This is a genomic window from Actinomadura alba (assembly GCF_014323705.1).
GTDB classification, from domain to species: domain Bacteria; phylum Actinomycetota; class Actinomycetes; order Streptosporangiales; family Streptosporangiaceae; genus Actinomadura_C; species Actinomadura_C alba.
Genome location: NZ_JABVEC010000017.1, coordinates 94,002 through 105,437, shown reverse-complemented (window position 1 = coordinate 105,437; position 11,436 = coordinate 94,002). Strand labels below are relative to the sequence as shown.

General features: G+C 69.0%; 14 protein-coding genes. 7 read left to right on the top strand and 7 right to left on the bottom strand.

The annotated features are described in order from the left end of the window. Positions 1-2: 2 nt before the first annotated feature. The 3 genes from HKK74_RS22305 (at position 3) to HKK74_RS22295 (ending at position 3,394) form a co-directional block, all read left to right on the top strand. Positions 3-626 carry a VOC family protein gene (locus HKK74_RS22305; protein ID WP_187245216.1) on the top strand — a complete coding sequence of 208 codons (624 nt, stop codon included), beginning with the start codon at positions 3-5 and terminating at the stop codon, positions 624-626. A gap of 37 nt (positions 627-663) precedes the next feature. Beyond that, positions 664-1,686: a DNA polymerase IV gene (locus tag HKK74_RS22300; RefSeq protein ID WP_187245215.1), complete on the top strand. Its 1,023-nt coding sequence runs from the start codon at positions 664-666 to the stop codon at positions 1,684-1,686. Positions 1,687-2,041: 355 nt separating this feature from the next. Next, entirely contained in the window at positions 2,042-3,394 is a 1,353-nt protein-coding gene (locus tag HKK74_RS22295; protein ID WP_222722595.1) for a sugar phosphate isomerase/epimerase family protein, read from the top strand. A gap of 24 nt (positions 3,395-3,418) precedes the next feature. On the opposite strand, the gene HKK74_RS22290 is transcribed toward HKK74_RS22295, so the two are convergent. Next, the gene (locus tag HKK74_RS22290) at positions 3,419-4,180 is read right to left on the bottom strand and encodes a hypothetical protein (protein ID WP_187245214.1); all 762 of its coding nucleotides are present in this window, start codon (positions 4,178-4,180) and stop codon (positions 3,419-3,421) included. Between the two features lie 262 nt (positions 4,181-4,442). On the opposite strand from HKK74_RS22290, the gene HKK74_RS22285 reads away from it, so the two are divergent. After that, the gene (locus HKK74_RS22285; RefSeq protein ID WP_187245213.1) at positions 4,443-5,252 is read left to right on the top strand and encodes a class I SAM-dependent methyltransferase; all 810 of its coding nucleotides are present in this window, start codon (positions 4,443-4,445) and stop codon (positions 5,250-5,252) included. A 237-nt stretch (positions 5,253-5,489) separates the two neighbouring features. Here the strand turns inward: HKK74_RS22285 and HKK74_RS22280 are convergent, their stop codons facing one another. The 4 genes from HKK74_RS22280 to HKK74_RS22265 form a co-directional block, all read right to left on the bottom strand. After that, on the bottom strand, positions 5,490-5,975 hold the full coding sequence (locus HKK74_RS22280; RefSeq protein WP_187245212.1) for a nitroreductase family deazaflavin-dependent oxidoreductase: 486 nt from the start codon (positions 5,973-5,975) through the stop codon (positions 5,490-5,492). Between the two features lie 182 nt (positions 5,976-6,157). Next, the gene (locus tag HKK74_RS22275) at positions 6,158-7,486 is read right to left on the bottom strand and encodes an HNH endonuclease signature motif containing protein (protein WP_187245288.1); all 1,329 of its coding nucleotides are present in this window, start codon (positions 7,484-7,486) and stop codon (positions 6,158-6,160) included. A gap of 444 nt (positions 7,487-7,930) precedes the next feature. Beyond that, the gene (locus HKK74_RS22270) at positions 7,931-8,197 is read right to left on the bottom strand and encodes a hypothetical protein (RefSeq protein ID WP_187245211.1); all 267 of its coding nucleotides are present in this window, start codon (positions 8,195-8,197) and stop codon (positions 7,931-7,933) included. Then, positions 8,194-8,430: a hypothetical protein gene (locus tag HKK74_RS22265; protein ID WP_187245210.1), complete on the bottom strand. Its 237-nt coding sequence runs from the start codon at positions 8,428-8,430 to the stop codon at positions 8,194-8,196. Before HKK74_RS22265 ends, HKK74_RS22270 begins: the two co-directional genes overlap by 4 nt. 144 nt (positions 8,431-8,574) lie before the next feature. Here HKK74_RS22265 and HKK74_RS22260 point away from each other — a divergent pair, with 144 nt between their 5' ends. Together HKK74_RS22260 and HKK74_RS22255 are read left to right on the top strand one after the other, a co-directional pair. After that, entirely contained in the window at positions 8,575-9,405 is an 831-nt protein-coding gene (locus HKK74_RS22260) for a helix-turn-helix domain-containing protein (protein ID WP_187245209.1), read from the top strand. Then, positions 9,402-9,611: a DUF397 domain-containing protein gene (locus HKK74_RS22255; protein ID WP_222722594.1), complete on the top strand. Its 210-nt coding sequence runs from the start codon at positions 9,402-9,404 to the stop codon at positions 9,609-9,611. The genes HKK74_RS22260 and HKK74_RS22255 overlap by 4 nt, the downstream gene beginning before the upstream one ends. 66 nt (positions 9,612-9,677) lie before the next feature. On the opposite strand, the gene ppk2 is transcribed toward HKK74_RS22255, so the two are convergent. Beyond that, positions 9,678-10,490: a polyphosphate kinase 2 gene (gene ppk2, locus HKK74_RS22250; protein WP_187245208.1), complete on the bottom strand. Its 813-nt coding sequence runs from the start codon at positions 10,488-10,490 to the stop codon at positions 9,678-9,680. 30 nt (positions 10,491-10,520) lie between these two features. Continuing rightward, the gene (locus HKK74_RS22245) at positions 10,521-10,898 is read right to left on the bottom strand and encodes a cupin domain-containing protein (protein WP_187245207.1); all 378 of its coding nucleotides are present in this window, start codon (positions 10,896-10,898) and stop codon (positions 10,521-10,523) included. Between the two features lie 59 nt (positions 10,899-10,957). On the opposite strand from HKK74_RS22245, the gene HKK74_RS22240 reads away from it, so the two are divergent. Further along, positions 10,958-11,428 (top strand): MarR family winged helix-turn-helix transcriptional regulator, encoded by a 471-nt coding sequence (locus HKK74_RS22240; protein ID WP_187245206.1) that lies wholly within the window; start codon positions 10,958-10,960, stop codon positions 11,426-11,428. The last annotated feature ends 8 nt before the right edge of the window (positions 11,429-11,436 follow it).

The window sequence follows — 11,436 nt, the reverse complement described above, 5'->3', positions numbered from 1 at the left end:
CCATGTCCGTCATCGACGAGTCGCTGGACCACCTGGTCTACGCGGCGCCCGACCTCGACGAGGCGGTGCGCCACGTCGAGAGGCTGACCGGCGTGCGCCCGGTCGAGGGCGGACGGCACCCGGGCCTCGGCACCCGCAACCGGCTGCTCGGGCTCGGCGGGCGACGGTACCTGGAGATCATCGGGCCGGATCCCGATCAGCCCGTCCCGGACCGGCCGAGGTGGTTCGGCATCGACGACCTGATCGAGCCCCGGCTGGTCACGTGGGCGGTCCGGACGCGGGACATCGAGGATCGGGTCGAGCGCTCGCGTGCGAGGGGTCACGACCCCGGCGACGCCGAGCCGATGTCACGGCGCACGGCGGACGGTGAGCTGCTGAGGTGGCGGCTCACGGCGACCGGCGGCGGGCCCGTCCCCTTTCTCATCGACTGGGGGAGCACGCCGCACCCGTGTGACCGGGGCCTTCCCGGCGTCGTTCTCGCCTCGTTCACGGCCGCAGATCCTGACCCGGACACGTTGTGCGCGCGCCTGGAGGCGCTCGGAGCCGACCTTGACGTACGCGCCGCGCGGCACCCGTCGCTCACCGCCGTGCTCATGGGTTCGAGCGGCCCCGTCACCCTCGGCTGATCCGGTCGCCGGGGGGCCTGCGGGGCGAGAATGGAGTGTGAGCCGGTGGGTGCTGCACGTCGATCTCGACCAGTTCGTCGCGGCGGTCGAGGTGCTCCGGCGCCCGGAGCTGCGCGGGCGGCCGGTCGTCGTCGGCGGTGACGGCGATCCCTCCAAGCGCGGCGTGGTCAGCACGGCCTCCTACGAGGCCCGCGCCTTCGGCGTGCACTCCGGCCTCCCCTTGCGCACGGCGGCGCGGCGATGTCCCGACGCGGTGTTCCTGCCCGTCGACCGGGAGTCCTACGAAGCGGCGTCGTCCGAGGTGATGGCGACGCTGCGGCAGTTCGACGCCGTGGTGGAGGTGATCGGCTGGGACGAGGCGTTCCTCGGCGTCGACACACCCGACCCCGAGGCGGTGGCCCGCCGGATTCAGGCGCGCGTGCGCGGAGCGACCGAGCTCGACTGCACGGTCGGCATCGGGCACAACAAGCTGCAGGCCAAGCTGGCGACCGGCTTCGGCAAGCCCGCCGGAGTCTTCCGGCTGACCGGCCGGACGTGGTTCGAGATACTCGGCGACCTGCCGACCGACGCGCTGTGGGGCATCGGGCCCAAGACCGCCAGGCGGCTCACCGGAATGGGCATCGGCACGGTACGCGAGCTCGCGGCCGCTGACCCGCACGAGCTCGCCACCCGGCTCGGCCCCGCCACAGGGCCGTGGCTGGTCCGGCTCGCGCGGGGCCAGGACGACTCGCCGGTGGTCGGCACGCCGTACGTCGCGCGTTCGCGCAGCCGCGAGACCACCTTCCAGCTCGACCTCGAGGACTGGGACGAGGTACGGCGAGAGCTGGTGCTCTTGGCGCGGCGGGTCGCGCAGGACGTCGCCGCCGACGGGCGACCGGTCGGCCGTGTCGTGGTCAAGGTGCGCTATGCGCCGTTCATCACCCGCACTCATGGCCACGCGCTCGCGGCACCGGCCACCGAGGCTTTCGTGATCGAGCAGGCCGCCGTCGCCGCCCTCGGCCGGTTCACCGAACGGCGGCCGGTGCGGTTGCTGGGGGTCCGCGCCGAGTTCGTCCGCTGAGCACGGACCGGAGGGCGGCCGGAGAGGCTCGGCGATCTCGACGAAGGTGGCCGAGCCTCACCGCCGACCCGGAACGGTCTTCGTCAAGCTCGTCCGGCTCGCCGGCGGCTGAACCGGCGGGTCGCCCGGATGTCCGAGCAGTGCGGACACGAGCAGTGCGGACATCTGAGCAGACCTTGTGGAAAGCGTTTTCCGAGGTTAGCCTACGACGGCGCGCAACAGGTGATCTCGAAGGATCGAAACCCGGTGACACGACTGACGCGACCGATATTGGCGGCTCGGTGACACGGGCCGCGAGAGCGGCGCGGTCGGCACGGCGACCGGCGATCTGGCTCGAAGCAGCAAGGAGTGCCGGATGAGACAGCGGCGATTTCGTTTGATCTTGGCGGTGGTCGCGGCGATGGCGTCGTTGGTGGCGGTCTCGGGCATTCGCACCGCGACCGCGGATACGGTGCCCGCTCCCGTGAGCGCAGCGAAATCAGAAACGCGGTATTTCGAGGGCGACTACAAGGTCAGCCTCAACTTGTACAGCTTCAACGTCAACCTGAACGCGTGGTTGAAGGGCCGCAAGGGCGCACCGCCCATCGACACGCTCCAGGCGATCCGATTCGCCAAGGAGGCCGGGTTCGACGCGGTCGACGTCACGGCGTACTACATCCCGGGGTATGACAACAACACGATGCCCACCAAGCCGCGCGACGAGATCATGCAGTACGCCCGGGAGATCAAGGAGCTGTGCCGGGAGCTGGGGCTCGAGATCAGCGGCACCGGGGCGCAGAACGATTTCGCCGACCCGGACGACGCCGTGCGCGCGCTGGATGTGGAACGCCTGAAGTTCTGGATCGATGTCGCGGCCGAGATGGGCGCGCCCGTCATGCGCGTCTTCTCCGGCGTCGTGCCGAACGACATCGACCAGCTGGGATGGGAGACGATCGCGAGGAACAGGATCGTCCCGCCGCTGCGCGAACTCGCCGACTACGGCGCCGCCCGCGGGGTGCGGATCGGCCTGCAGAACCACGGCGACATGACCGCGACCGCGGACCAGACGATCCAGATCCTGCGCTGGGTCGACAGCCCGAACATCGGCATCATCGATGACACCGGATACTTCCGCCCGTTCCGCAGCACCACCGGCCTGGGTTACGACTGGTACCGCGACATCGCCAAGGTGCTCCCGTACAGCAACAACTTCCAGGTGAAGAAGAAGCCGGCCGGAGCCGAGAACGACGTCCTCATGGACCTGGACCGGCTCTTCACGGACGTGCGCCTCAGTGCCTACCGCGGTTACATCCCGCTGGAGCTGCTCTGGACCAAGGACGAGCCGACCAATCCGAAGGGCCTGACCGAGCCGCCCTACGACCAGATCTCGGAATTCCTCGGGAAGGCCCGTGCGTCCCTTGCACGTACGAAGACCGAGCCGTTCGAGGCGATCGACCAGTCGATGGGACGGTACGCCGCGTCCGGCGAGCTTCGCGGTCCGGCGTACGCGCAACTTCGCAACGCCAGTGCGCAGGCCCAGCATCACTTCGAGCACGGGCGGGTGGACGAATCGGTCCGGAAGCTGCGGATCTTCGTGCAGCGCCTTGACGCCACGAACCGCCCGAGCGAAATTTCCGACAACGCTCAGCAGACGCTGTCGCAGCAGGCGAACGCGCTGATCCGGTCATTGACCGACGTCTTCGGCCCGCAGGGTTCCGCGGCCGGCTGACGGAACCACCCCCGAGGCGCCCGTTCAGTGCGGCGGCCGCTGGACCAGTCCGGCGGCCGCCGCCTCCACGGAGCAGCCCATCTCGCCCTCTTGCAGATACACGCGCGGGGGGCGCCAGGCCTCGACGTCCTTCGCGCTCACCCGGGCCATGAGGCACTCGTAACGTCCCGCGCTGACGGTCACGCCGATCCAGCCGTTCCCGACGGCCACCTCGTGCATCAGGCCCGGGCCACGGACAGAGCGCTCGGCCGCCGCCCGCACGGCCGCGGCGTCGCGGCGATCGGCGCCCCGCAACCGATCGAGGGCCGCTTCGAGCTTCCGCTCCGCGTCGTCCGGCAGCTCCGGAGCGGGCGTGCGCTTCGGGAGCACCAGCGCCGGCCCACCGGAACAGATGACCTTGCGGTATTCGAGGGTGTGGCGATACCTCTCGAACGTGAACCGGTAACACCGGCCGGCGGTTATCTGAGTGGAGGCGAACATGCGGCCGTATGACGCGGTCAACGAGATCCTCACCGTCACGGTGCCGCGGTCCTTCAACGGGTCTCCGGCGGTCTCGAGAACATCCACTGTGTCGGGCCGGTGCATCTCGAGCCGTTGCTCGACCTCTCGGGCGAAGTTCACCGACGTGGAGAACTCGTAGCCCGCTCGCTGCATCTCCGCGATGACGTCTTCCACGGTCCTCCGGCCTTCGTCGTCGATCGCGTCGGTCGGGTCCCGCTCCGAGCATCCCGCGATGACCGGGAGCATCATCAACCCGGCGATGCATGCCCTCGCCGCCGTTCGCATCTTGACGCACCTCCGGTTGCCATTGCCGGTCCAGGTGAATCGCCGCAGCCTGAGAGCAATGCTCGTTGACGGAGGCGTCGAAATGGTCGGCGCGGAATAAAGGTCAGGTGACGAACTCGGGCAGCCGGTCCGCCGCCACCGCCGCAACCGGGTAACGTCGTCGACGCCCGAGATCTCATATAGCAAGACATATCTCTTGCTATATGAGATGAGCGAGTATTGTTCGGGCACCGGCCCAAGCCGTACTCGGGAGGGAGCCCGCATGGCCGAAGAGAACGCCGTCTACACGCACGGGCATCATGCGTCGGTGCTGCGGTCGCACCGATGGCGCACCGCCGGGAACTCGGCGGCCTACCTGATCGAGCGGCTGCGGCCGGGTGTCTCGTTGCTGGACGTCGGCTGCGGCCCGGCGACGATCACTGCGGATCTGGCGGCGCTCGTGGCTCCCGGCGTCGTGACCGCCGTCGACGCCGCTCCCGACGTGCTGGAGGAAGCCGGCCGACTGGCGGCCGAGCGCGGGCTGGACAACGTCGAATTCGCGGTCGCGGACGTCCACGCGCTGCCCTATCCCGATGAGACCTTCGACGTCGTCCACGCCCATCAGGTCCTGCAGCACGTCACTGATCCGGTCGGGGCACTGCGGGAGATGCGGCGGGTCTGCGCGGCGGACGGGATCGTGGCCGCGCGTGACGCCGACTACGCCGCCATGACCTGGTACCCGGCCACACCGGGTCTGGACGAGTGGCTGTCGCTGTACCGTCGCGTCGCACGGGCGAACGGCGGCGAGCCCGACGCGGGGCGTCGCCTGCTCTCCTGGGCACAGCAGGCCGGTTTCCGGGACATCACCTCGACTGGTTCCGTCTGGTGCTTCTCGACTCCCGACGACCGTGCCTGGTGGAGCGAGACGTGGTCGGAACGCGTCGTGCGATCCGCCTTCGCCGAGCGGGCGATGAGCGGGGGGCATGCCACCCGGGACGATCTTGAGCGCCTCTCCGACGCGTGGCGTGCCTGGGGCGCGGCGGAGGACGGTTGGTTCACCATCCTGCACGGCGAGATCTCCTGCCGCCCCTGACCGACCGGCCGATCCGGGCCCGGACGCGCTCCCGCAAGAGTGCCCGACGTGACGATTGTCTAGGTCCTTGTTCCCGCACCAGCCGGAGGCACTTCCGAACACGGCGCCGCCGTACGGTTCCGCTGAACGAACTCGATCACGCTCTGATCGGGAAGATGGCCCACGGAGACACCGAGGATCTGGCGATGGTGGTCACGCTACTGGCCGGGTTGCGCAGCATGTCGCGGGTTGCGCGGATCAGGTCCTCGTTGACGATGGTGGGGCGTCCGCCGACCCTGCCACGGACGCGGGCTCCAGCACGAAGACGGGGATCACACGGTCGGTTTTCTCCTGGTATTCAGCGTACGGCGGATACGCGGCGACCGCGCGCTCCCACCACTCGGCCTTCTCGCCCCCGGTGATCTCACGGGCCGTCATGTCCTGGCGTACGGACCCGTCCTGGAGCTCCACGTTCGGGTCGGACTTGACGTTGAAGTACCAGACCGGGTGACGCGGGAAGCCGCCCTTCGAGGCCACGGCCGCGTACCGCCCCTCGTGCTCCACGCGCATCAGTGGGATCTTGCGGATCTTGCCGCTCTTCACGCCGCGCGTCGTGAGAATGACGACGGGCAGGCCCGTGTCCCAGAGCGTCGTCCCCTGCGTGCCGCCCGAACTCTCATACAGCTCGACCTGTTCGCGCACCCACTGCGCCGGACTCGGCTCGTACTCGCCCTCAAGAGGCATCGCGTTCACCCATCGTCGCGTACGGATTATGTTGCGCAGTTCAACACAATCTCAAATTCGCCCAGTCGGATGGCACCGTCCCCGAAGCTCTAATACATAGAACTCTCCGGCAGGGTGCCCCTAGCGGGGCTTCGGGATTCGACATTGGGCATTCGGCCGAATATGCCACTGCGAATTCACGTTCATTCCCGCAGGTTGGGTGTGATGATGTGCCAGGTTCCGGTGGGTGTGATCCAGATGAGCAGCCCGGGCCAAAGCTGAAAGAGCCGCCACCGGCGATGTTGCTTAAGTTTGTGATGTCGGCGACAGAGTGGTGCGAGGTTGCAGCGGCAGGTCGTTCCGCCTTTGTGGTAGGGGCGGGTGTGGTCGAGGTCGCAGCGGCTGGAGCGCGCGTTGCAGGTCGGGAACACACACCTGGGATGGCGCTGATTGATGAGCCGCCGCATGGCGGCGGGCGGCCGGTAGCCGTTGTGCCCGTGCACCTCGGTGTCGTGACCGGTGGCGTCGGAGTCGGCGGTGTCGCGACTGGCGGGCTCGCGAGTGTTGTCCCCGGTGCTCTGGCACCACGTGTGGCGGAGTTCTTTGAGGCCCTGGGCCATCGCCTGGGCTGCTTGGGCGGTGAGCAGGGCGAGTCCGTCCAGCCTGCCGTCGAGGCGTGCTTGGGCCAGCATCGTGGTGAGGTGCTCGTCGGCGAGGCCGGCCAGTGCCCGGGCGATCTGCCGATCCATCGCAGCCACGAGGTCCGCTCTTACGCCGCCCTCGCGGGCGGCTTCACGGTCTGTGGTGCGGTCGCCCGTGTGGCCCAGTACCCGGTCTTCGCCATGGTGGGCCGGTTCACGATTCGTCGTGCCAGTTGTGCGGGCGGGTTCGTGGCCTTCACCATGGTGGGCCGGTTGGTGTTCTGTGGTGTCGCCGCCGGCGTGGGCGCCTTCGCGGTCTGTGCTGCCACCGCCCGTGTGTTCCGGTTCATGGGCTGGGGTCTCGCCGCCGACGTGGGCTGCTTCGTGGTCTTTCTCGTCCGGGGTGCCGGCGTTGTGCGTGCCGCCGGTGATGACTTCGCGGATGGCGTCGGGCAGGGTGGTTCCGCGCAGGAGGTTCTCGGTGATGTCGGCGCGGATGTGGTCGATGGGTCGGGGGTCGCCGTCGGTTTTGAGGGCGTGGGCGTCTTCGGTGGTGATGTTGCGCAGCGCCAGATCGCTCGTGCCGGTGGAGTTGTCGAACAACTCCAGCCGGCGTTCAGCACGCGCGGCGCGTCGTCGTTCCTGGAACGCCTTGGGATCGATCGCCTTGATCAGCGCTTTGACGCGGTGGCGTAGCTTCCCGGTCGTCAGCTCCGGGGCCTCACCGGACAGGGCGGCCTCGACCTTGGTGGCCACTGCCCGCTTCACCCCTCGTAGGGCGTCGGCGATCACCTGCGCGCGGGGCAGATCGATCCGCCCGGCCGCCAGCGCCGCCCCGGTCGCGGGCAGGTCCTCGGCCAGCTGCTCGGCACACCCACCCCGCCGCCGCAGTTCCGGTGAGCGTCAGCGTCAACGCGACCTCATCGACCACGATGTCATTGATCTGCAGGTTGCCCATCCCGCGGGCGCCAAGGCCGCGTTCCTGGTCATGACGGCGTCGTGACAACTCCGCCACCGCCGCCAACTCCAGCGACTGCGTCCACGACGTCTGCCGCCGCGCGGCCACCATCACCGCGACCAATTCCACATCCGGCAAACCCACCAAATCCACACCGGTGAGAGCGAAAGCCAGATGCGGGCCTGGAGGAAACTCCGCAAGATCCTCCCAGCTCAACGGGGGATCCTGCTGGATCGTCATCTGGAGCACCCCCGATCAAAGCTCGCCGGCCTTCATTAAATCTATCGAACACATGAGCGATTCACAACCCATTCTTTGGATTGCACAGGCCGATGGGATATGCATATTGCGCAATTGTCGGCGATGCTCCGGAATGCTTATTTATCCGGACAAAGCGGTGTCACCGGCTCGGCGGGCGGCCATGGCCAGGATCGGGCGCCCATGATGGCCCGGGCGAGCTCTTCCGGGGTGATGGCCTCGACGAGGCGCGGCCGGCCTTGGACGGTGACCATCGCCCAGAACATGCGGGTGTGCTCGCCCCACCACACCGGCACACCGAACCGTTCCCGCAGTCCCGACACGGCCGCCGCCCGTACGGCCTCCCATGGGCACCCTCGCTCCCGGACCACCTCGTTCGCCCTCATCGGGGCCGTCTCAGCCGGTCGGCCTGAGTGCGTTGTACGGCCAGTGCCTCCCGCAGTTCCTCGGGGCCGTCGCAGATCACCGTCGCATCGACCCCGGCCGCCGGATCATGGAGTGTCGCGACCCAGTCGCCGAGCAGGCCGTCCGATCGGACGGATCGCCAGATCCGATGCCCTGGATGATCGGCGCGGAGCCGGGCCAGAGCGTGGTCCTCAGGGGGAGTGCGGGTGTCCATCACAGGCCTCACAAGGTGTCCGGGGAATGACACGCCCACACTCACCCATTCCGGTTACGCTGTGCGACGTGCCGGTGACACCCGCGCCCCACCCCGTTCCGCTTCCACGCAAACCACCGGACGTGACGAACCATGGGACCCCCTATGCCGCAAGGGCCAGGCGACCTCACCCGCGATCCCCTCATCAGGGCCTTCGGCGCACTGCTGCGCGCCCACCGCGAAGCGGCGGGGCTCTCGCGACCGCAGCTCGGCGATGCGCTCGGCTGCTCCGGCCAGTGGATCGGCAAGGTGGAGAGCGGGGAGAAGTCGCCGTCCGAGGCGTTCTCGATCGACCTCGACACTTATTTCAAGACACCCGTGCGCACCTTCCACCGGATGTGGGAGGAGAGCAGGCGCGCCGGCAGGCACCTGGCGCTGCCGCCGGGCTTCCCGGCGTTCCTCCGGCTCGAGGCCGAGGCGACGTCGGTACGCAAGTTCGAGGCGCTGTTGGTCACCGGGCTGCTGCAGACGGAGGCGTACGCCCGGGACGTCCTGAGGTCGGGGCAGAAGCTCGACGCTCTGGATCAACTGGTCGCCTCGCGCCTGGACCGCCAGGCGATCATGGAGCGGGACGATCCGCCGCGGCTGTGGCTGCTGACCGATGAGACGGTCATCCGCCGCGGCATCGGCGAGCGAGCGATCATGCATGGCCAGCTCCAGCGGCTCATGGACGTCGCCGAGCGGCCCGAAATCACGATCCAGGTGATTCCGGGCGACACGGGTTCCTATCCCGGCCTCGAGGGCTCGTTCACGATCCTGTCCTTCGACGGCGCCCCGGACGTGGCCTATCTCGAGGGCGCCGGAGGGCACGGGCTCCTGATCAGAAAGGCGGACGAGGTCGCGGCGCTCGCAGTACGCTTCGATCTGATCCGGGCGGCGGCGCTGCCCGAAAGAGACTCGCTGAAGCTGATCGCAGCGGTGATGGAGAGCGCATGAACACGGTGGATCTTTCGGCCGCCCGGTGGCGCAAGAGCAGCCACAGCGGCGGCGACAGCGGCGACTGCGTCGAGATCGCGGGCCTGCCCGGCGGGGTCGCCGTACGCGACTCCAAGAACCCGGACGGCCCCGTGCTGAGCTTCGGGTCCGCCGCCTGGCGGACCTTCACCCGCAGCGTCAAGGATCCGGCGGCGTACTCGGCCTGACAGCGGGTCCCGACCTCGCTGAACCGCTCTGAACCGCACTGAACCGTTCGACGGCGGCCTACTCGGTCACGCCGACATCAGCTTGGCGGCGTGGTCGGGCACGTAGGTCTGCATGTCGCGGGGCGGGCGCTCGTACCCCCGCGACGGAGGTCGCGCCGGGATCTCGAGCGGCTCCCGCTCGACCTTCTGGTACGGGATGGTCGACAGCAGGTGGGCGATCGTGTTGATTCGCGCCCGTCGCTTGTCGTCGCTCTCGACGACGTACCATGGCACCTCAGGCGTGTCGGTGTAAAGGAACATCTGGTCCTTCGCGCGGGAGTAGTCCTCCCAGTGGGTGATCGACTTGAGGTCCATCGACGACAGCTTCCACCGCCGCATCGGATCGTCGAGCCGGGACCGGAACCGGCGTTCCTGCTCGGCGTCGCTCACCGAGAGCCAGTACTTGCGCAGCAGGATGCCGTCCTCCACCAGGAGCCGCTCGAAGATGGGGCACTGGTGGAGGAAGCGCATGTACTCCTCCTTGGTGCAGAAGCCCATCACGTGCTCCACACCCGCGCGGTTGTACCAGCTGCGGTCGAACAGCACGATCTCGCCGGCGGCGGGCAGCTGCTCGACGTACCGCTGGAAGTACCACTCCGTCCGCTGCCGCTCCGTCGGAACCGGAAGCGCCGCGATGCGGACCGTACGGGAGCTGAGGTACTCCGTGATCCGCTTGATCGTGCCGCCCTTGCCGGCCGCGTCACGGCCCTCGAACAGCACGACGACGCGGGCCCCCTCGGATCGCACCCATTCCTGAAGCTTCACCAGCTCGGCCTGCAGGCGGAGCAGTTCCTTCTCGTACAGCTTGCGCGGCAGCCGGCCGTCGTCGGATCGAGCCATGTCCCGCACGCTAGCCGGTGGGGGCCGGGGTCAGGCGATCCAGGGGGGCACGCCCCTGTCGGTGCCGTCGGGAAGACCGGCCCGCGCGTTCCCGGCGGCGGTCACGACGGCGGCGAAGCCGGCCAGCGGGTCGGCGGTGATCTGCCGCTGCACCGCCGGTGGCATCACGACCGTGTCGCCGGGCCCGACGCCGAACGTCTCGCCGTCGAGTTCGACGGTCGCGGCGCCCCCGACGACCGACCAGATCTGCTCGGTGTCGAAGACGTGCAGCGGGCCCTGCGCGCCGGGGCGCATGTCGACGCGCCACAGGGACTGCCCCGTGCCTCCGAGCGTGGGCGAGGCCAGGGTGGTCATCACGGCGTTGGGGGTCTCGGTACTGCGACCTTCGGCGGTACGGATGACGGGCATCGTCGGATCTCCTACAATGGACAACATGGTTGTCGAAATAGTGAACCTGGTTGTCCATCGTGTCAAGTGAGCCGCCGGGCTTCGAGCTGCCGCTGCGGCTCCTGCTCGGCTTCCGCGTCCTGATCGACGACCTGCACGCCGAGCTCGCCCGGCAGGGCCATGCCGGGCTGCGGCCGATGCACGGGTTCGTCCTCCAGGCGATCGGCCCGCACGGCACGACCGCAGCCGAACTCGGCCGCCGGCTCGGCATCTCCAAGCAGGCCGCCGGCAAGACGGTCGACGCCCTGGAGCGCCTCGGCTACCTGGCCCGGGGCTCCGACCCGCGCGACGCGCGCCGCAAGGTCGTACGGCTCACACCGCGTGGCGCGGACTGCCTGGAGCGGTCGGCGCGCATCTTCGACGACCTGCGCGGGCGCTGGGCCGACGCCCTGGGCGCCGAGCGGCTGACCGCGCTGGAGGAGGACCTGCGCAGGATGACGCCGTCCAACCTGTTCCAGCTCGACGTGCCGGGCTGGTTCGGCGGCGGTTAGGCCGCGGT